Origin of the sequence: Blautia sp. Marseille-P3201T (genome assembly GCF_900120295.1) — a bacterium.
Taxonomy (GTDB): Bacteria; Bacillota; Clostridia; order Lachnospirales; family Lachnospiraceae; genus Blautia.
On sequence record NZ_LT635465.1, the window covers coordinates 180638 to 202515 of the forward strand.

Below are 21878 nucleotides of genomic sequence, written 5' to 3' on the forward strand. Positions count from 1 at the left end.
GTAAGGATAGAACTAAAAAAGATTGCGCAACAGCGCAATCTCTGCGCGCGAGCGGTTCACAAAGTGATAATTTCATTTTTGCGAGCTGTGCATCCTTGCGGAGCATTTTTTATTTCATAGGACGCAATTTCCTATGAAGCAAAAAAGGAGCTGCCTTAACAGACAACTCCTCTTTCTCACTCGTATTTTATTTTTCTTTTGAAATCAAATGATATGGAAGCGCTACGCCTAAAATACCTCCAACCATATTTCCAAGCGTTACAATAATTACATTATAGAAATATGCGCCAATTCCAACTTTTCCTGTTAAAAGAGAAACACCGATGCTGCTCATATTTGCAATACTATGTTCAAATCCACATATCATAAATACAAAAATACACCAGAAAATCATAATCAGTTTACCTGACTCAGATTTCATTTTTATTCCGCACCATACAGCAAGACACACCAAAATGTTACATAATACTGCTTTGAAAAACAATGGCATTGGTGCAGTAGTGGTTTTTGTAATTGCAAGATTTTCAAAATAATTACCAATTCCACCTGTAGGAACTTTAGCAGCTATGAAAAGAGCAGATGATAAAAGAGAACCAACCAGGTTTCCAATCCAACATACACACCATAATTTACAAGCATCTCCCCATGAAGCTGTTTTTCTGAATGCTGCTGCTGACAGAACAAAGTTATTTCCTGTAAATAAGTCTGCTCCTGCCATAATAACTAAACTAAGCGCTGCTGCAAAAGCTGCACTCTGTGCTGGTTTCGCCCAAATTGCTGCAGCCTCTGAAGTAGACAGATGACCTGCAAGTGTAAATGCCAGAAAGCCACCCATTGCAACAAACACACCTGCAAGAATAGAAGCCACAAAATATCCCAGCGGATTGCTTTTCAGTAAATTTAATTTTGTTGCCGCAGCATTACACACGGCTTTATATTCGTCTTTATACATACTTATTTGCTCCCTTCAAGCCCAAAATTTTCTAATACAGAGAAAGCTGCTGCACCACATTCGTCATGCAGCAGCCACATTTTTATTCTTTAGAAAAGACCTGTGATTTTACCTGTTTCATCTACGTCAATCTTCTCAGCAGCCGGTACTTTTGGAAGTCCTGGCATTGTCATGATTTCTCCTGTCAATGCTACGATAAATCCTGCACCTGCGGAAATCTTCAGATTTCTTACAGTTACTTCAAAGTCTGTAGGTGCTCCCAGTTTTGTCTGATCATCTGTCAGACTGTACTGTGTCTTAGCAACACAGATTGGACAGTTTCCATATCCAAGTGCTTCTAACTGTGCAGCCTGTTTCTGAGCATTTGCTGTCAGAACCACTCTCTTACCACCATAAATCTTCTGTACAATCTGATTTAATTTATCTTCAATGCTTCCTTCTAATTCATAAGAGAATGTAAAGTCATTTGGTTCTTCAACCAGACGGATAACTTCTTTAGCCAGTGCAATTCCGCCTTCGCCGCCTTTTGCCCATACTTCAGACAATGCAACGTTTACGCCCAGTTCTCTACATTTGCTTTCTACTAAATCAAGTTCTGCCTTTGTATCTGTTGGGAATGCGTTAATTGCTACTACACATGGAAGTTTGTATACATTCTTGATGTTGCTTACATGTTTTAACAGGTTTGGAAGTCCTTTTTCCAGTGCTTCCAGATTTTCGTTATTTAAGTCTGCTTTTGCAACACCGCCGTTGTATTTTAATGCACGAACAGTTGCTACGATTACAACTGCACTTGGATTAAGTCCTGCCATACGGCATTTAATATCTAAGAATTTCTCTGCACCTAAGTCAGCGCCGAAACCTGCTTCTGTGATTGCATAATCACCTAATTTCATTGCCATCTTTGTTGCGATTACAGAGTTACATCCGTGAGCAATGTTTGCGAATGGACCGCCATGTACGATTGCAGGTACATGCTCTAATGTCTGTACCAGGTTTGGTTTCAGAGCATCTTTTAACAGTGCACACATAGCGCCTTCTGCATGTAAATCATGAGCAGTTACCGGTTTCTGTTCAGAAACTTTTCCGTAAGTATATCCGACGATAATACGTCCAAGTCTTTCTTTCAGGTCTGTGATGTCTTTTGCAAGACAAAGGACTGCCATAATTTCAGAAGCTACTGTAATATCATAGCCATCTTCTCTTGGCATACCATTTGTTTTTCCACCCATACCATCAACAACAAAACGAAGCTGACGGTCGTTCATATCCACACATCTTCTCCATGTAATCTTTCTTGGATCGATGTTTAATTCATTTCCCTGATAAATGTGGTTATCCAGCATAGCTGCCAGAAGGTTATTTGCTGCTCCGATTGCATGGAAATCACCTGTAAAGTGAAGGTTAATATCTTCCATTGGAACAACCTGTGCGTATCCACCGCCTGCTGCGCCGCCTTTTACTCCGAAAACAGGTCCCAGTGATGGCTCACGAAGAGCAACCATAACTTTTTTTCCTAATTTCTGCATACCATCTGCAAGACCAACGGTTGTAGTTGTTTTTCCTTCTCCTGCCGGTGTTGGATTAATTGCTGTAACAAGAATTAATTTTCCGTTTGGTGCATCGGACTCTTTCAATAAGTTATAGTCAATTTTTGCTTTGTACTTTCCGTACTGTTCCAGATATTTATCATCAATACCTGCTTTCTCTGCAATTTTAGTAATTGGCTCCATTGTGCACTCCTGTGCAATTTCGATGTCTGATTTGAATCCCATAGTAACATCCTCCTTGAAAATAATTTTTACTCACCCTTTTCCCATTCTCCGCAAGAGATGAAAAAAGGGCAACATTTGTAGATTAACAAATGTTGCCCAGACGGTCGGCTTTTTTTCACATTCTGATTTCCCTGTGGTACTCCACATTAATCCGTCAGTAATCAGATGTTTGTTATTCTGCAACAAATAAATATTATTTATATCTGTCACGTAACTATGAACATACTTTAACACAAAATCATTCTGCTGTCAATGCACCATGATAAAGTTTGTGAATTTTTTACCAATTTTTCTTGTATTTTTTTACATATATAACAAATACCTTTTTATTTTCTGGAAGCGATAAATTCCTCTACCTCTTCTTTTTCAGGCATAACACGAAGCGCGCCTTTTTTCGTTGTAATCAAAGAAGATGCTCCATTGGCAAAACAAAGCATTTCCTGAAGCTGTGCCTCAGATAATCCTTCAATTCCATTTTCCAGAACATAATTCAGTGCACATGCCCCAAAAGTATCTCCTGCTCCGGTAGTTTCTATAGTTTTTTCCTGCAAAAACGGAGCCTGAAATACTTCCTTTCCTTCGTGGAATGCAATACTTCCCTCTTTTCCCATTGTAACATTCATCAGTTTAATATTATGATATTTCTCTAATAAAATATGTGCTCCTTCTTTTACATCTTTTGTTCCTGTCATGAATTCCAGTTCTTCCTCAGAAATTTTTAACAGATCACATTTAGACAATCCATAAGAAATTTGTTCTTTTGCCTCATCTAAAGTTTTCCATAAAGGAGGTCTTAAATTTGGATCAAAGGAAATCAAAAGGCCATTTTTTCTGGCAATTTCAATTGCTTTATAAGTAGCTTTTCTAACACCTTCGTGTGTCATAGATAAAGTCCCATAGTGAATTGCCTGTGCTGATTTTATATATTCTTCTTCAATCTGTTCCTCACAAAGCATCATATCTGCTCCCGGATTTCTGTAAAAGGCAAAATCTCTGTCACCATCTTCAAAAGTATGAACAAAAGCAAGTGTAGTATGGACTTCTTCATCTTCATATAAATGACTTGTATCAATTCCCAGTTCATCTAAAGAAGCTCTGAGAGCAGTTCCAAACTGATCTTTTCCGACTACTCCCAGAAATGATGTTTTCTTTCTTAATTTATTTAACATAGCCAGCACATTACAAGGTGCTCCACCGGGATTGGCTTCAAACATCGGATTTCCCTGTCCGCTAATGCCATTTTCTGTAAAATCAATTAAAAGTTCACCTAATGCGATTACATCAAAATTTTTACTCATAGTCTTTACTCCTTTGTCCTTATTATTTTAATTTTGTCACCGCACGTACATCGCGATAATTCCCCATAATAATTAATGTTTCGTTGTGATTAAATATGTAGTCTGCATGAGGAAGAGGGTTCATTTTCCCCTGAGATTTTGTTGCCAGAATACTGATGTGATATTTTTTTCTGACATCTTTCTCTATAATACTGCTTCCAATCCATGATTCAGGCGCCGGAATTTCATAAATAGCATATTCGTCTGTTAATTCAATATAATCAAAAATATTATCATTTCCATATTTCACAGCCAGACGCTGAGCCATTTCTTTCTCCGGATAAACAATCCTGTCTGCTCCGTTTCTTAAAAGAAATTTTGCATGTACATCACGATTCGCCCTTGCTAATACAAACGGAGCTCCTAAATCTTTCAAAAGAGCTGTTGTTTCCAATGAACTTTGAAAATTATCTCCAATAGCAACTACACAGAGGTCAAAATTTCCCACACCCAAAGGCTCTACAAAATGTTCATTTGTAGCATCTCCAATCTGGGCATCTGTCACCATATCAATCGCGTCGTTAACTCTTTCTTCATTAATATCTACTGCTAAAACTTCATTCCCTTCTTCAATCAACTTTTCTGCCATATGTCTTCCAAAACGGCCAAGTCCAATAAGAAGTACTGATTTCATTTTCTTTTCCTCCACTTTCATTATCCTACAGATATTTTTTCTACGGGGAGCTTGGATGGAATACTGGAAATGCGATTGCTAAATGCCAGTAAAATAGTAATTCCTCCTACTCTTCCAATAAACATTAATAAAATTAATATAATCTGAGAAACTATTCCCAGTTGAGATGTAATGCCAAGAGAAAGTCCCACCGTACATAGAGCAGAAACTACCTCAAACAGCACTTCTTTCATCCCCAGTCCCTCGATTGTAGAAATCAACATGGCACAGCCAATACTAAGTATCCCATATAAAATCAAAATACAGCTTGCATGACGTATGGTTTCATTTTCTACTCTTCGTTTAAAAAATTCCACATCTTTTCTTTTTCTAAATTCTGTCCATATTGTCAAAATCAAAATCATCATTGTGGTCGTCTTAATTCCCCCTGCTGTTGAACCGGGAGAACCGCCAATAAACATAAAGCAGATCATCAGCATCTGGCTGCTGTCTGTAAGCTGATTTAAGTCCATGGTATTAAAACCTGCTGTCCTTGGTGTCACAGACTGAAAGAAAGCAGATAAAATCTGTTCTCCCAGATTTTTTCCTTCCATAGAAGGCTTTCCCCATTCAAAAATAAGGATGAGAATTGTTCCCAATAAAACTAAAATCAGACTGGCTGTTAAAACCACTTTCGAATGTAATCTGTAATACTTAAAATGCCATTTCCATTTTTTTATATCTGCCCATACTAAAAAGCCAATCCCGCCAATTATAATAAGAAGCGATATGGTAATCCCTACAATATAACTATCCGCAGCTGTAATTAAAGATGAGCTTGGATCATAATATCCCATTAAATCAATTCCGGCATTGCAGAAAGCGGAAATAGCATGAAAAACAGAATAATAAATCCCTTTTCCAACTCCCAATCTGGGAATAAAATAAAATGCCAGGAGTACTGCTCCGGAAACCTCAAAAATCAACGTTCCGGAAAGCACAAATTTAGACATCCTTACAATGCCGCCTACCTGAGGAGCTGCTACGGATTCTTTCATTAGAAGCCGTTGGGACAGACCAATCTTTTTCCCGGTAAAAGTCAAGACAGAAATTGCCAGTGTCATAAAACCAATTCCACCAATTTGTATCAAAACCAATATAACGCCCTGACCAAAATTGCTCCAGAAACTATATGTATCATTTGTCACCAAACCTGTAACACAAGTTGCTGAAGTAGCTGTAAACCACGCATCCATAAAGGGAGTCGCCGTTCCCTGTCTGTTTGCGATGGGCAGCATGAGCAATAAAGTTCCCACTGCAATCACCAGCAGATACCCTGCCACAATTATCTTTGTTGTTGTCCACTTTACCTTTTTCATTCTAAACATCTATAAATTCGTCTACTCTTTCCTATTATCCCGATACAGCCACTTTAAAAAATCATCTACTGCATCCTGCAAATTTTGAATTGCACTGTTAAATACTCCTGCATGGTAGAAATTAACAAGAATTGCTCCTACCGGAACAGCCAAAATCATACCAAAAACACCTGCAAATCGGTATCCCGTATACATACAGATTAAAGTCCATAACGGATCAATTCCAATAGAGTCTCCTACCACTTTAGGCTCAATAATACGCCGCACAAGCTGCGTTGTCAAATATAATATTACCAGTCCCAATGCATACTTCATGTCCCCTGATAAAATTTTAAATAATGCCCATGGAATAAGCGCCGTACCTGTTCCGAAAAATGGCAGCATATCTAACAAAGATACCAGAAATGCTACTACAATAGCAAAGTCAACTTTCAAGATTAAAAATCCCACAAAAAGAATAACAAAAACAACCCCCATAATCTTAAACTGCGCTTTAAAATATCCGCCAAAAATGCTTTTAAAGCATTGTTCCAGCATTTTCCATTTCTGCTGAATAATCTGTGGGGTATGTTCCCGTCCAAATTCCAGTATCTTGTCCCGGTCCGCAATAAAAAAATATGCAGATAATATGGTAAAAATAATTGCTATTAAAATACTTGGAAGATTTTTGGCCAGGTTGCCTGCCTGATCTACTGTAATCTGGCTGATTTTTCCCACAGCTGTCCCAATTACATCCCCCAGACTGTTTTGAAAATCAGAAATTCCTTCCTGTATACCTTCCGGTAATTCTTCAATAATCAAAGATAAATTTTCGCCTGCTTCCTGAAAATCTTCACGAAAACTTGTATAAATTGCCGGCGCCTGATCAATTAAAGATCCGACTTCCTGTACCGCTTTCATTCCTATAAAATAGATGCCGCCAATAATCGCTGCCAAAACCGCAATAATTAAAAGCATGGACGTATGCTTTCTGGCTACTTTCAACCGCCTTTCCAGCATGCGCACCAGCGGATTTGCAATCAAGGCAATCAGCCAGCCAATAACAAAGGGCATAAAAAATCGAATAAATTTAAAAGCAAAAAAACTGCCTAAAATCACTGCAAGCAGCGTAAATATAAATACAAGTAAATTCTTAATATGTTTTTTCCAGTTCATGCACAAAACCCCTTTTAGCTGATTTACATCCGTTTCAATAAATCACAAAAGCCTATATGCATACCGTTATACACATACAGGCTGTTCTTTCCCAGGATGCTTTTTTAAGTATAACACAACTTAGAAAAAAGTAGTCCGATTATATAAAATTTTTACAATTCTTTCAGAAATTCCAAAGGTTCTTTATCGTGTAAGAAATGCATCAACATATAAGAACACATAATCGCTACTTTTTCTTCTTTTAGAATGCGTTTCACTTCATTTCTGTCTGCTAAAACCACTTCAATTTCTTCTGTATCTTCCTGAAATTCTTTTGAAATTTCTCCTGTAGAAACACCAAATACTGTAGCACAGGACTCGTCCGTCATCCCTACCGTAGTAAATGCCGGCTTTTCGTATGCTTCATTTACAGAAAGCGGCACAAAATCCAGTCCTGTTTCCTCTTTCATTTCCCGAACCGCCGTTTCTTTATATGGCTCTCCATCTTCCACCAGCCCGGCCGGAAACTCATATATAAAATCATTTAACGCATACCGATACTGGCGGATTAACACTACTTTATCCTGTTTTTCCCCATATAAACTATAAATCACAACACCATCCGGGGAATTTTTTCCTGTAACAAGTTTCAAATCCTGTTCGCTTTTCGCTCTTGACGCAACATAATACTTTCCTTTTTTTCCTGTTTTTGACTCTCTGTCCAACTCATAGAGATTTACAAAAGGATTTTCTGTTCTTTTCGTAATTCCTGTAATTTTTGCCATTTTATTCTCCTTTTAACACTACCCGAAGTCTTTTATATAAAAGAAGGGTAATTAATGAAATAATAATTCCTTTTGCCAGATTAAATGGAACCATGCATAAAACGACAAAAGTAACCATATTGTCAATTGCCGGATGAATGGCTGTTCCCATAGCAATAAAACTATCCATTGGAATTCCCATAACTACACTATATAACGGAAACATTACAAAAGCATTAGAAAGGCAGCCCATAATTACCATGAGCAAAGTACCTGTTCCCATTCCTAAAAGTGCACTCTTTCTGGTTTTTCTTTTCCTGTAAAAAATTCCTGCCGGTACCACAAAAGCACATCCGATAAAGAAATTTGACAGCTCACCAATGCCTCCTGTAGTCGTCCCATAAGTAACAAGATGAAGAATATTCTTTAACAATTCAATTGCCGCCCCTGCCAATGGTCCCATAGCAAAAGTTCCCACTAAAACCGGTATTTCCGAAAAATCCATTTTAATAAAAGGCGGCGCTAAAAAAGGTATTGGAAATTCAAACATCATAAGTACTGCCGACACTGCTGACAGCATAGCTATCTGCACCATAGTTCTTAATTTCGATCTGTTTCCTGTTACCTGAATTCTTTTGTTTACAACTGCTTCCTGACTCATCTTTGTTCTCCTTTTCATGAATGTTTTTCATAAAAGGAAATTCTTCATACATTTCCGCGAGCTGCGCATCCTTGCGGAGCATTTTTATTTTATAGGATGCAATTTCCTATGAAATAAAAAAGGATACCTCTATACGGGGTATCCTCATGAAAGCTCAATAGAAATGCTCTTTTCTTCTCTCATCCAGACTATACTGTCGGTATTGGAATTACACCAATTCAACCATTCTATATGGCTCGCGGACTATAACCGCCGGTAGGGAATTACACCCTGCCCCGAAGAATTTCTTTTTATTATATTATACATTATAGTCCTTCAAGGACTTCATTTCAATAGCTTTTTATCATTTCTGTCATTCTAATGACAGTTTTCCGACAAATTCCTGTATTCTCTGGTTTTCTGAAGAAAACACATCCTCTGGCGTTCCCTGAACTACAATCCTGCCCTTTTCCATGAAAATAATTCTGTCCGCTACATTTCTTGCAAATTTCATCTCGTGCGTTACAATCACCATTGTCATATGTTCCGCTGCCAGATCTTTAATAACTTTTAAAATTTCTCCTGTAATCTCTGGATCTAAAGCAGATGTGGGCTCGTCAAAAAACAGCATTTTAGGCTTTAACGCCAAAGCTCTTGCAATAGACACCCTCTGCTGCTGACCTCCTGATAATTGATACGGATATGCATCCGCCTTATCTGCAAGTCCCATTTTCTCAAGTAATACCTTTGCCTCTGCGTATACTGCTTTCTTGTCCCTTTTTTGTACTCGTATAGGAGCATCTGTAATATTTTTCATTACTGAAAAATGAGGAAACAGATTAAAATTCTGAAATACAAGCCCAAAACAGGACTGAATTTCCTTTCGCTGCTGTTTTTTTGGAAACATTGGTTTTCTATTTTCCATCCATGCGGCTTTCTTTCCCATATATAGAATTTCGCCGCCTTCAATATTCTCCAATAATGTTGCACAGCGCAGCAGCGTTGACTTGCCCGAACCGGACGGACCGATAATTGCCAATATTTCTCCCTGCTCAACAGAAAATGAAATATCTCTGATAACCGGTAATCCACCAAATTCCTTCTTAATATGCTTCATTTCCAAAAGACTCATTTTGGCCTCCTCCTATCGATAATAATCCATCTTCTTTTCAAATATCTCCATTACTCCGGCAACAACGTAATTAAAAACGTAATAAAATGCACCGGCAATGAAGAAGGGAACTATCGTTGTCTGTGCAGCTGCAATCTGCTTTGCCACTGCAAACATTTCGACATAAGATAAGGAATATACCAGGGAAGTATCTTTTACCAGAGTAATCACCTCATTTGTTACAGACGGCAGTACGTTCTTAGTCATCTGAGGTAAAACAATCCTGAAGAATGTCTGTTGTCTGGAATATTCCAAAATTGCTGCAGCTTCATACTGTCCTTGGGGAATGGCTTCAATTCCGGAACGGTAAATTTCGGCAAAGTATGCTGCGTAATTTAGCGAACACCCCAGCAAAATTGCAGTCAGCTTATATCCTCCAATATTCATTCCCCACAAATAATATGGTGCAAAGTACCATACTAACAACTGAAGCATCAGCGGAGTCCCTCTCATAATTGATATGTAAATTTTTACACCCCAGCTGAATAGTTTTATTTTACTCACTCTTCCAAAGTACACTACCATTCCAAGAGGCAGCGAAAGCAACAACGTCATAAAGAAAATCAGGCATGTCTGCCCAAATCCCATTGTCAATTGTTCCAACATCACATCAATACTCATTTTAACGTCACCATATCTGAAATTTCATATTTCTCTGCCAGCTTTGCTACTGTTCCGTCTTCTGTCAATTTTTTTAAATCTTTATTGACAATATCACACAATTCCTGATTTCCCTTTTTAAATCCAATGGCGTATTGCTCTGTACTTAATGTTTCTTCTAACATTTTATATCCCTCACCTCTTGATTTAAGCTGATAATTTGCAACACCTATGTCAATGGCAAGTGCGTCCAGTGCTCCTGCCTTTAATTCAGTAAAAGCCGTATTATAATCTGCAAATTCATTCAGAGATGCAAAAGTGTCTGCCAATGCTTTTTGTCCGTCTTCCTCATCACTTTGCAGTAAAGTTAAAGCAGAACTTGCTGCCTGAACTCCAACGATTTTACCTGAAAGATCTTCCAATGTATTAATACCCGAATTTTCTGCAACTACAATTACCTGGCTGTTATCTACATATGGTGTTGAAAATGTATAATCATCTTCTCTTCCATTCATCGTAAATCCATTCCAAATGCAGTCGATAGAGCCTGAACTTAATTCCATATCCTTAGCATCCCAGTTAATAGGCTTTTTCACAAGTTCCCACCCCTCCAGTTTGCACACTGCCTCAGCCAGTTCCAGATCAAATCCCGTATACTCTCCATTCTCATCCATGTAACCGTATGGTGGATATTCCGCATCAAATCCCACTGTAAATGTGGTTTTATCATCCGTTTTTGCGTCATTTTTCGCCGTGTCTTTTTTTTCTCCACATGCAGATAATGCGAATGTTGCTAACATTGTTCCTATTAAAACCAGTGCAATTTTTTTCTTCATTTCTTTGTCCTCCTCATATTTTATATTCGCTTTAGTATTTTATCTCTCTACCATACTAAATTAGCGCTTATCCTAACACAGAAATGAAAGACTGTCAAATCTGATTTTAATCAAAAATCGTTCAGTAATATAAAATTTGACTATAATTTTTCCGTAAATTCTTATATTTCAAAAACAAAAAAAGACTATTTATACAAAAAGTAAAATATATCCCTATTGTTTTCTGTATAAATAGTCTCTATTTCATTTTATTTTTATTGTATTTTTTACAAATCGTTTCCGTAAACTTCAATCTGCGCCAATGCAGGGAATGGAGATGGTTCGGAAGACTGAATTAAATGAGAAACCTTTAACCAGCTGATTTTCTTTTTCTCAAAAGTAAATTCCTGTCCGGCCCCTGTTTTCTTTAATGATAATTCCATCTCTTCGCCGTCAGAAAATGTAATGGTCATTTTTTTCCACCAATTATCGTGTGGGAAATCTGCGCGGAGATAAATAATAATTCGGTCAACTTCAACTTCTCGTCCAAAGTCTACTGTCATCTCTGCATTAGGATTGCGGTTAATACCCCATGAGTCATAAGGCCATTCTCCATGACATTCATTTGCAGTTACTCCATCAATAGCATTCTTGGCTGCAAATACAGACTCACCTCTTGTTTCTACATTTGCAAAGGCATGTGGGAAGCAAGTTTCATTTTCATGTAAATCATTTACATTAAGCGCCAGATTTCGATAAGTTTTTGGCTCAAACTCTTTTGCTTTTCTTACAGTAATTAAATGTTTATTTCCTGAAAATGTTTTTGGTGAAAGATTAATTCTCTTTTCTCCAAATGGAATTTTATAATGTGCATCTCCTGTGAGATAAACCAGAGATTTTCCCATAGCGTCATCTGCCTGAAACCACACATGGATATTTTTCTCAGAAGTTTCAAGAAGAATTCTGTCACCTTCCTGATATTCTCTTGCTACCATTAAATTAATTTCTTCCTCGTCTCTGCCCACAGCAACAGTTCTGCCGCTTCCATCAATTACTTTTAAACTGAACATATACTTTCTCCTTTAGCAGCCCAGAATTTCTTTTACGCATGCAGCGATTTTTTCACATTTGCAGTTTTTAAAGAATAATTCCTGGAAATGTTCTCCGGCAAGAGCGCCTTTTACCAGTTCTCTGTCTAATTCCATTAAAATATCTGTAAATTCGCGATAAGTAACTTTCTTTACATCATCCAGAATTCTCTTATTTCTCTGTTCCGGAACAGCTCTTTCTCTTGGATATCCCTGTCCGCTTTCTTCACAGAAAAGTTTTTCAAAAATGTATTCCAGATTTAAGTCTCCACCCCATCCGTATCCTTTTGCAAATGGAAGAGAAATTGCATTTCCATCATTAATCTGTGCAAAAGTATAAGCATCTAATGCATCTTCTACATGTCCGCAGATAACACCCGGGAAAGAGTTACAAGCAAGCATTGCACCTTCACCTGTACCGCAGCCTGTAATTACATAATCTGCTGCACCTGAATTTAATAACACGGCTGCCAGAATACCAACCTGTACATAAGTAAGCTGTGCTTCGTCTTCTGCTGTATACATTCCGTAGTTATCTACAGTAAATCCCATAGGTTCTACTACTTTTTTTAAGGATTTTTCAATAATTGGGTTTTTTGCCCCCTGGCTGTTTTCATTAATTAATGCGATTTTCATGATTTTTCTCCTATTTTTCTTATTTTGGCTGTTTTCCAATATATGCTAAAATACCGCCATCAACGTATAAAATCTGTCCGTTTACAAAGTCTGATGCTTCAGAAGCAAGGAACACTGCAGGTCCCATTAAGTCTTCCGGATTTCCCCAGCGAGCTGCAGGTGTCTTACTGATAATAAACTGGTCAAATGGATGTTTAGAACCATCCGGCTGAATTTCTCTTAATGGTGCAGTCTGAGGTGTGGCAATATAACCAGGTCCGATACCATTACACTGAATATTGTATTCACCGTATTCAGATGCAATATTTTTTGTCAGCATTTTTAATCCACCTTTTGCTGCTGCATAAGCAGATACTGTTTCACGTCCTAATTCGCTCATCATAGAACAAATGTTGATGATTTTTCCATGTCCTTTTTTCATCATGCCCGGAATAACTGCTTTTGACACGATAAACGGCGCATTCAAGTCAATGTCAATTACCTGACGGAATTCTGCTGCGCTCATTTCTGTCATAGGAATACGTTTAATAATTCCTGCGTTATTTACTAAGATATCAATGGTTCCCAGCTCTTTTTCAATATCTGCTACCATATTTGCAACCTGCTCTTCATCTGTTACATCACAAATATAACCTTTCGCATCAATACCTTTTGCTTTATAATTTGCCAGAGCTGTTTCTAAATGTTCCTGTCCTCTGCAGTTAAATGCAATTTTTGCTCCTGCTTTTGCGTAAGCTTCTGCCATAGCAAAACCAATTCCATAAGCTGCGCCTGTTACTAAGGCAACTTTACCTTCCAGTGAAAAACTTTTCATTACGTCCATTTCTATTCTCCTTTTATTTCAGTTCTGTATTTGCAATGTGGTCCATATCGTCAAAATCCTGATTTTCTCCAGCCATTCCCCAGATAAAAGTATATGCCTGAGAACCGGAACCAGAATGAATAGACCAGCTTGGTGAAATAACTGCTTCTTCATTTCTCATTACTAAATGTCTTGTTTCTGTCGGTTCGCCCATGTAATGCATAACAAACGCATCTTCCGGAATATCAAAATACAGATAAACTTCCATTCTTCTGTCATGTGTGTGGCATGGCATTGTATTCCATACGCTTCCCGGCTCTAATTTTGTCATTCCCATTTCCAGCTGGCAGCTTTCTACCTGTCCCGGAAGAATATATTTACAAATTGTTCTGTGATTAGACTGCTCTAAAGTTCCCAGTTCTACCTTATTTTCATCTTTAACGATGACAACACCTTCTTCCGGTGTTCCCTCCGGCTTAATCAATACAGTTGGGTATGTGTGATGTGCCGGTGTACTGTTAAAGTAGAATTTTGCAGGTTTTGTATCATCTTTGCTTGCAAAAGTAATATCTTTTGCTCCCATTCCAATGTACATACCTTCTTTATATGCAACTTCGTAAGCTTTTCCGTCTACTGTAATTGTACCTGCTCCGCCGATATTGATAATACCCATTTCTCTTCTCTGCAGGAAATACTCTGCACGAAGCTCTGCACCTGCTGTTAATGTTAAGGTTTCCTTTGCAGGAACTGCTGCACCGGTAATAATACGGTCAATATGGCTGTAAACCATTTTCATTTCTCCCGGTACAAATAAATTCTGGATTAAAAATTCCTCTCTTAATCTGTCTGTTGTGTAATGCTTCACGTCTCTTGGTGATGCTGCTGTTCTTACTTCCATAATATTCCCCTTTCTCTGTCTGCCTGTCCTTTTGTTGTACTGATTATAACATTTCTATTTTCAGCTAAGCTTTCTTTTCCTGTTGAAAACCTTGCAAATCTTGAACTCTACCAGTAAGAATTCCATTTTTTCAAACATCTTACCACTGCTTCCAGATAAAAATAGTCTCCCCATAGATTACATTCATCCACGCCTCTGTCTGTTACACTGTTATATGCACTGCTCTTTGCATAGACTCCGTGTAAAATCAATCCATTGGCATCCCAAGAAGGCTTTACGGAATAATGATCAATCAGGCTTTCCAGCATTTCGTATGCTTTTTCCTTATAGTACTCTTGCTCCTTCTCTGTCAGTCCTCCGTTTTCACACATTTCTAAAATTCCACATACTACAATAGCTGCTGCCGAAGAGTCTTTCGGTTCTTTATCTTCCGCTTTAAAGCTTAAATCCCAATAGGGAACTTTATCCTGAGGAAGATTTGCAAGATAAAAATCCGTTACCCTTTTGAAAAGTTCTTTGCATTTCTCATCTTTCAAATAGCGCCATGCAAGAGCTGTTCCATAAACACCCCATGCCTGGCCCCTTGCCCATGCAGAATTATTTTTATATCCCTGCGCTGTAACACCTTTTACCGGTTCTCCGGTTTCCGGATTAAAAAAATATGTATGATAGGTAGAAAAATCATCACGTACCAGATTTTTCAAACTGGTCTTTGTATGACGAATGGCTATATCTCTGTATTTTTCATCCCCTGTCACTTGAGAAGCCCAATATAATAAAGGCAGATTTAGAAGACAGTCAATAATCAGACGGTAATTATCCTCTGCTCCCAGCGTTCCCCATGCCTGTATAAATTGTCCTTTTTCCTGAAAGCGGCTGATAAGCTGGTCTGCTGCCAAAATTGCCGCTTCCTTTGCTCTTTCATTTCCTGTCAGCATATAAGCTGCCACACAGGATGGTGTATATAAAAATCCCATATCATGGTGGTCTACGTCTATTTTGTTTTCAATTCTCTTATAAAAGCTTTCTACCTGCACCATGGCAGATTTCCTAAATGCTTCATCTTTTGTCAGCTCATAAGCCAGCCAATAGGTTCCTGTGCAAAATCCGGTTGTCCATTCAATGTTTTCAGATACAGGATATATCTGATTTTCTGTATTCGAACCGGGAAATTTCTCTGTATAAATTTCTAAATTTTTCTTTAATACTTCTGTTGCCTGTAATGCTGCTGTTTCTAATTTTTTTCTGTTCATCTTTGCCTCCCGCAGATTTAAAAAGGGGTTGCTGCACTAAGACCTTAGTGCCACAGCCCCATCTTGTTTTTATTTTGTTACTTTCATAAAGTTGTCGTATGCTTCCTGCTGAATTTCAATGGCTCTGTCAATGTTTCTTGCTTTCAATTCATTTACAAAATCATCATATTCTGCTTCAATATCTCCTGAACCTAAAATCCAGCTCTGTAATTTTTCAAATACGATTGGTGTAATACCGGACATAATGCTCTTATACTCATCTAACGCATCTTTACTTAATTTTAAATCCGGTAATTTCGCGCCTTCAAACCATTCTTCATGAGAATTATACAATTCATTCGCTGCTTTTCCTGCTTCATTCATAGTAGCATATTCATAATCTGCAGACTGTACATAACCTGCACGATACTGAGAGCCTAAAGAACGAAGATATTCTACAGGAGCAAGACCGGAATTAAATACTTCATCTGTAAATGCTTTGTTTCCGTTTTCATCTACTGTATAAGTTTTTCCTTCAATACCCCAGTTCATAAAGTCAGAGCCTTCTTCTGTAAACATATAGTCCATGAATTTAATCACTGCTTCCGGATCTTTACACTGAGAGGAAATACCCCATCCACATTCTGCATAACGGCGTTCTCTTTCTTTTACGTTTCCATTCTGATCTGCAAACGGAGCTACTGCAACCATGTTAAAGCCCGGAACGTCCTGTGCCAGAGAGTCGTTGTAGTTTCCTGTGCTTACCCAGTCATGTGTAAATCCACCTGTATTATTACTTAACAGGGTATCTCTCGCAGACATACCACGTGTGAAGATTTCAGGATCGATTAAGCCTTCCTTATACCACTTAGCTAAATTAGAAACTGCCAGTTTATAATTTTCTGTAATCGGTTCAAATGTCATTTTTCCGTCTCTTGGATAAAATCCTGTACTGGAGTCCCACAGAGCCAGATATTCACCCATTTCATTTTCAGAAGTAGCTGAACGGTCAAATAATGGAATTTCATCTGCTTTTCCGTTTCCGTTTGGATCGTTATTCTTAAATGCCAGTAAAACATCATGAAGCTCATCTACTGTGGTAGGTACTGCCAGCCCCAGCTTGTCCAACCAGTCCTGTCTGATCCAGTAGAACTGAGAAGATTGCAATTCTTTTCCCAACGGAATGTTGTAAATATTTCCGTCTTCTGCTGTTGCCTGATATTTGAAATTCGGATCTTCTTCTAACATTTTCTTAATGTTTGGCGCATGTTCGTCAATTAAATCATTTAACGGAAGCATACCGCCGTCTTTTCCCAGTTTTTCAAGGTCAGAAGTAGACTCACATGCAATAATATCTGCAAGTTGTCCTGATGCAACCATGTTCTGGAATGCTGTGGAATAATCAGAGTTAGAAGACGCCACAACTCCTTTTAATTTTACACCTGTCTCTTTTTCGATTTCTTTCCATACTTCCCAATCTTCATTGAAAGGTGTTCCGGACAAGAACATAAAGGCTGTAAATTCTTTGCTTCCGCCTTCTTTACCTGCTGTTTCTTCTTTTTTCTTGCTGTCACCACAGCCTGTCATAAGAGCAGATACCCCCAGAACTGCTGCCAGCAAAAACGCTGTTACCTGTTTTTTCTTCATTTCTAAAATCCTCCTTTAATATAAATTAACCTTTTACACCACCAAGTGTAAGACCTGTTTTAAAATACTTCTGTACAAACGGGAATACCACAACCATGGGCAGAATTGCCATAATAATCAAGGCATATACCTGTGTTGTCGGCGATGTCAAAGAGTCTCTTGTAACGATTGCCGCATCTGACGGATTTGCCACACGCTCTACAATTAATTTCTTCAAAAATACCTGAAGCGGAATTTTATCATCATCTTTCAAAAGCTGCATGGTCCAGAAATATCCATTCCATCGGCTAATACCATAGAAAAGTCCCACTGTTGCAAGAGCCGGTTTTGATAATGGCAAATATATATTCCAAAACACCCTGAAATGTCCTGCACCGTCAATAAATGCAGCCTCTTCAAGCGCTTCCGGAACCTGTTCAAAAAAGCTTTTCATAATAATTAAATTATATGTTTCAATAGCAAATCCAAAAATGATTGCCGCCCTTGTGTTTAAAAGTCCCAGGTTATTAAAGTTCATATAAGTCGGTATAATACCTGCGTTAAACCACATGGTAAAAATAACAAATAAAGTAAAGAATTTTCTTCCTACCAGAGATTTCTTAGACAATGCATAGGCCATGGTGGTTGTAAAAAACATATTTGCAATTAAACCAAACACTGTATAGAATATAGCATTTCCATAAGCCATCCACAATCCGTCTCTTTTAAATACAGCCTCATAACTGGCTGTTGTAAATTCCTTAATTCCTAAGAGCACATCTCCATTTTCCACAAAGAAAGGTTTGCTGAAGGAAGAAATTAATACATAATAAATTGGATACAGGGCAATGAAAGTAATCAGAATTCCCAGAAGTACCATAAACACGTTGAAGGTCTTCTCACCAAATCCCATAACCTGTCCCTGTTTCGCTTTTTTTCCTGCCATTTTTCTCCCTCCTACCATAATGCACTGTCAGAAATTTTCTTACTGAACTTATTTGCAAGGATTACCATAATAAATGCTACAACAGACTCAAACAATCCTGCCGCAACAGATAAACCATAGTTTCCGTTTTCAAATGCCAGACGATAGGAATACGTTGAAATAACATCTGCTGCAGAATAAGTTGCAGGCTGATATAAAAGCAAAATTGCTTCGTATCCTACTTTAATAATGCCACCCAGCTTCAAAATCAACATGGTTACAATTGTAGGTGTAATTCCCGGAATGGTAACATGAAAAATCTTTTTCATCTTTCCTGCGCCGTCAACAGTAGCTGCCTCATACAGCTGTGGGTCAATTCCCATAATCGCTGCAATGTAAACCAGAGCATCAAATCCGGCATTCTGCCATAAGGTCATTAATGTATAAATTCCTTTAAAATATTCCGGTTTTGTCATAAAGTAAATAGGCTCAACTCCCAGCTTCTCTAAAACCAAATTCACCACACCTGTACTTGGTGACAAAAAGTTAATGACAATACCACATACAACCACAACAGAAATAAAGTGTGTAAGCAATGTAGACATCTGTGTCATTCTGCTGATAAATTTATTTCTCATTTCCGTAATACAGATTGCAAGTGCAATAGGTACAGGGAAGCAAATTAAAAGCTGCCAGAAGGAAATCATCAATGTATTTTTTAATACTCTTAAAAAGTCTCTGCCTGTAAAGAATTCAATAAAATTATCAAAACCTACGAATGTACTTCCCTCTATTCCCTGAAATACGTTATAGTCATAAAATGCAATTCTCAGCTCGGTCATCGGGCGGTATGCAAAAAGCAAATACCAGATAAGACCGGGTATTAATAACAGGTACAATTCTTTTGCTGCAAAAATTCTTTTAAACAGCGGTTTCTTTTGTTTCACCAGTTTTCTCCTCTCCTTTTCCTTTTCTTTTTCTGAAACGTCTCATGCGATAACCACACCTTATCGGATTTTAAAAGGAAAGTAAATCATCAAATTCCACCTGCATTTTTTTCATCTTCTTTTTTGTACATCATTTTCTCTGCATCCCTTGATTTTAAGCCGTTTCTCCACGTTTTTCATCACCATTTTTCAATCTATCATCATTTTTCAACCCTTGAAATCTACAGAAAATACCAGTATAATTTTTTTATCGACACAGATGTTTACACCCAAAGGAGATTAGAAATGTACAAACATGCACATGGCAGATACCAGCAAAAGCTGAATATTATTTTTATCATTCTGTCAGTTTTTATAACCCTTATCCTTTCTTCTATTTTAGGATTTTTCCTTTCCAAACAATCAGAGGAAAGCTACAAAAATTCCATATCACTTTCCAGAACAATTCTGGAAGAGAAAGCGGAAACTTCACTGAAAAATATTTCCAATACTATGACGGATATTGTAAATGATGCTCTTATCAAAGAATGGTCTACTTCTTATCAAAAAGATAACTTCTATTTCCTGTCTTCTCAGGTACAAAAAGCTTTGACAAAGTATTGCAGCACCAGTGAAACACGCTTTGAGACTTATTTGCTCATCGACAATGAAAATACTCTGAATGATGAAATCACTCCCTCTGACGTTCTCTCCCCTGAAGGTTCTTTTTCTATCTCGAACTTTTTAAAAAGCAAAGACCTTACCCAGGAAGATTTAAAGACAATCAGAGAATATTTTGACAGTCACATGTTTCCTTATGTCCTTCCTCATTACAACGAAAATGGAGAACTGGATTTTCTCTACTATTGGATTAAAGGTTATAATCATCCTCAAACTTGTATTTACATGGCAGAAATTCCTGTAAATTCTATTGTGAATAATACAAAAGGCCAAAATTTCTGGATTGCCAACGATGATGGACTTTTTCTCCCATGTACCACAGATAAGGAAACAGGCAATCTTCTGAAAACACTGCAGAAGTTTGTAAACACTGATAAAAACTTAATAAAAACTTCTGATTATTATATTGCAGCGGCTCACTTGCCTTCCATGAATTGGAATATCTACTACTTATACGACCAAAACAGTCTTGGCATCCTGAATATCTTTTCTTTTCTGCTTTTAGTAGTTTTGGTTTATGTTTTGCTGTCTTCTTTATTCTTTTACATAGCAAAACTTTTATATCAGCCAATCTACGACACTTTAAAACCGGCATTAAAAGAAGGATACAATCATTTTGATGAGTTCAAAATTTTAGATGAAAATTTAAACCGCTTGCAGACCTTAAATCAGAATTTACTGGAAACACAAAAAAACACAGACAGTCTTATGGTACAACAGTATTATCAAAATCTGCTTACCGATCCCAACGGATATCTTGCAGAAATAAAAAATCCTTATTTTACCGGCAGAGAAAAGTACTGTGTAGGACTGCTTTGCCTGCATCCGGAACAAGAAGATAATCTGGACAGTACCTTATTGGGACAGTTAGAACTTTATAAAAATATTCTGTTTCAAGAATGTATCAAGCAAAAAAACTGTTTCATGGTAAAATTATCCATGTACCGCTGTGGACTGATTATGCAGACAGATAATTTAGAGCAGGCAAAAAAATTGTTAAACCGAATTTTTTCACATTCAGAAAGCTTAAACAAGACAGAAAAAAGCTGGGAAGAACAGATTATTTTAAGTCCCGTAAAAAAAGGCTTGGAAAATATCAATGCCTCTTATCGGGAGACCTTAAAAATAGCAGAATATCTCTCCATGCTGCCTCATGACAAAATTATTACTTATGACTCCATTGCATCCGTAGACTGCACAACGTATTCTTATCCTCTTGCAACAGAAAATAAATTAATTTCAGAAGTTGTATCCGGACAGGAAAAGGCACTGGATTTATTTGATGAACTCATCCGTGAAAACCTTACACAAAAGAGACTTCCTATGGAAGTTCTTCAGAATTTTGTCTATACTTTAATCGGAACTGTCAATCGGATTTTTCAGGAATTGAAATCCTCTCCGGAAGATTTTATCGGACGTTCTATTAATTACGAATACTGGTATGCTCACTGGGGAGACTCTGTGACAATTACTGCAATAAAATCTGTTCTCGCCGATATTATTGCGGCAAAGAAACAGCGCAGCCAAACACAGGATGAACTTTTATTAACCCAAATGCTGGATTATATTCATGAAAATTTCAGAGACAATATTATGCTGAATGACTTAGCTGATCAGTTTAATATATCTCCAAAATACTGTGGTATTTTGTTTAAGCAGCTCAGTGACAATAATTTCAAAGATTATTTAAACCGCTATCGTATTGAGCAGGCAAAAAAATTAATTCAGGAAAGACCTTCTCTGAAGACAAAGGATTTAAGTGTTATGACAGGCTTTAACAGCTCTAATACTTTTATTCGTGTATTCGGAAAATATACAGGCACAACACCTCAAAGATATGCCGAACAGCTTATAGAAAAACAGAATTCAAAAGATAGGAAGTGA

At 37.5% G+C, this 21878-nt stretch carries 20 protein-coding genes and 2 riboswitches; of the genes, 1 reads left to right on the top strand and 19 read right to left on the bottom strand.

Going from position 1 to position 21878, the window contains the following annotated elements; translation table 11 throughout:
• Positions 1-187: 187 nt before the first annotated feature.
• The 19 genes from BQ7352_RS01385 to BQ7352_RS01480 form a co-directional block, all read right to left on the bottom strand.
• Positions 188-952, bottom strand: a complete 765-nt coding sequence (locus BQ7352_RS01385) for a formate/nitrite transporter family protein (protein ID WP_072446326.1) — start codon at positions 950-952, stop codon at positions 188-190.
• A gap of 89 nt (positions 953-1041) precedes the next feature.
• Positions 1042-2727 (bottom strand): formate--tetrahydrofolate ligase, encoded by a 1686-nt coding sequence (locus tag BQ7352_RS01390; protein ID WP_072446328.1) that lies wholly within the window; start codon positions 2725-2727, stop codon positions 1042-1044.
• Between the two features lie 87 nt (positions 2728-2814).
• Positions 2815-2899, bottom strand: a riboswitch (ZMP/ZTP riboswitch).
• 154 nt (positions 2900-3053) lie between these two features.
• Entirely contained in the window at positions 3054-4025 is a 972-nt protein-coding gene (locus BQ7352_RS01400) for a carbohydrate kinase family protein (RefSeq protein WP_072446333.1), read from the bottom strand.
• A gap of 22 nt (positions 4026-4047) precedes the next feature.
• Entirely contained in the window at positions 4048-4698 is a 651-nt protein-coding gene (locus BQ7352_RS01405; protein WP_072446335.1) for a potassium channel family protein, read from the bottom strand.
• Between the two features lie 20 nt (positions 4699-4718).
• Complete coding sequence (locus tag BQ7352_RS01410) at positions 4719-6056, bottom strand: TrkH family potassium uptake protein (RefSeq protein ID WP_330390330.1); 1338 nt, start codon at positions 6054-6056, stop codon at positions 4719-4721.
• Positions 6057-6077: 21 nt separating this feature from the next.
• A complete protein-coding gene (ytvI, locus tag BQ7352_RS01415; protein ID WP_072446338.1) occupies positions 6078-7211 on the bottom strand; it encodes a sporulation integral membrane protein YtvI in 1134 nt (377 codons plus the stop codon).
• 152 nt (positions 7212-7363) lie between these two features.
• A complete protein-coding gene (locus tag BQ7352_RS01420) occupies positions 7364-7975 on the bottom strand; it encodes an NUDIX hydrolase (protein WP_072446340.1) in 612 nt (203 codons plus the stop codon).
• 1 nt (position 7976) lies between these two features.
• Positions 7977-8615 carry an ECF transporter S component gene (locus BQ7352_RS01425; protein WP_072446342.1) on the bottom strand — a complete coding sequence of 213 codons (639 nt, stop codon included), beginning with the start codon at positions 8613-8615 and terminating at the stop codon, positions 7977-7979.
• Between the two features lie 167 nt (positions 8616-8782).
• A riboswitch (FMN riboswitch) is annotated at positions 8783-8902 on the bottom strand.
• 65 nt (positions 8903-8967) lie between these two features.
• Positions 8968-9726, bottom strand: a complete 759-nt coding sequence (locus BQ7352_RS01430; RefSeq protein WP_072446344.1) for an amino acid ABC transporter ATP-binding protein — start codon at positions 9724-9726, stop codon at positions 8968-8970.
• A gap of 12 nt (positions 9727-9738) precedes the next feature.
• Complete coding sequence (locus tag BQ7352_RS01435) at positions 9739-10386, bottom strand: amino acid ABC transporter permease (RefSeq protein WP_072446346.1); 648 nt, start codon at positions 10384-10386, stop codon at positions 9739-9741.
• On the bottom strand, positions 10383-11201 hold the full coding sequence (locus BQ7352_RS01440) for an amino acid ABC transporter substrate-binding protein (RefSeq protein WP_072446348.1): 819 nt from the start codon (positions 11199-11201) through the stop codon (positions 10383-10385). Before BQ7352_RS01440 ends, BQ7352_RS01435 begins: the two co-directional genes overlap by 4 nt.
• Positions 11202-11467: 266 nt before the next feature.
• Positions 11468-12250 (bottom strand): DUF7402 domain-containing protein, encoded by a 783-nt coding sequence (locus BQ7352_RS01445; protein WP_072446349.1) that lies wholly within the window; start codon positions 12248-12250, stop codon positions 11468-11470.
• A 12-nt stretch (positions 12251-12262) separates the two neighbouring features.
• A complete protein-coding gene (locus tag BQ7352_RS01450; protein WP_072446351.1) occupies positions 12263-12904 on the bottom strand; it encodes an RpiB/LacA/LacB family sugar-phosphate isomerase in 642 nt (213 codons plus the stop codon).
• Positions 12905-12923: 19 nt separating this feature from the next.
• The gene (locus BQ7352_RS01455; RefSeq protein ID WP_072446353.1) at positions 12924-13727 is read right to left on the bottom strand and encodes a gluconate 5-dehydrogenase; all 804 of its coding nucleotides are present in this window, start codon (positions 13725-13727) and stop codon (positions 12924-12926) included.
• Positions 13728-13740: 13 nt separating this feature from the next.
• A complete protein-coding gene (kduI, locus tag BQ7352_RS01460; RefSeq protein WP_072446355.1) occupies positions 13741-14604 on the bottom strand; it encodes a 5-dehydro-4-deoxy-D-glucuronate isomerase in 864 nt (287 codons plus the stop codon).
• Between the two features lie 107 nt (positions 14605-14711).
• The gene (locus tag BQ7352_RS01465; protein ID WP_072446357.1) at positions 14712-15857 is read right to left on the bottom strand and encodes a glycoside hydrolase family 88 protein; all 1146 of its coding nucleotides are present in this window, start codon (positions 15855-15857) and stop codon (positions 14712-14714) included.
• Between the two features lie 69 nt (positions 15858-15926).
• A complete protein-coding gene (locus BQ7352_RS01470; protein ID WP_072446359.1) occupies positions 15927-17483 on the bottom strand; it encodes an extracellular solute-binding protein in 1557 nt (518 codons plus the stop codon).
• Between the two features lie 25 nt (positions 17484-17508).
• The gene (locus tag BQ7352_RS01475; protein ID WP_072446362.1) at positions 17509-18408 is read right to left on the bottom strand and encodes a carbohydrate ABC transporter permease; all 900 of its coding nucleotides are present in this window, start codon (positions 18406-18408) and stop codon (positions 17509-17511) included.
• Between the two features lie 11 nt (positions 18409-18419).
• A complete protein-coding gene (locus tag BQ7352_RS01480) occupies positions 18420-19334 on the bottom strand; it encodes an ABC transporter permease (protein ID WP_072446365.1) in 915 nt (304 codons plus the stop codon).
• Positions 19335-19619: 285 nt separating this feature from the next.
• Between BQ7352_RS01480 and BQ7352_RS01485 the strand changes: the two genes are divergently transcribed.
• A complete protein-coding gene (locus tag BQ7352_RS01485) occupies positions 19620-21878 on the top strand; it encodes a helix-turn-helix transcriptional regulator (RefSeq protein WP_072446367.1) in 2259 nt (752 codons plus the stop codon).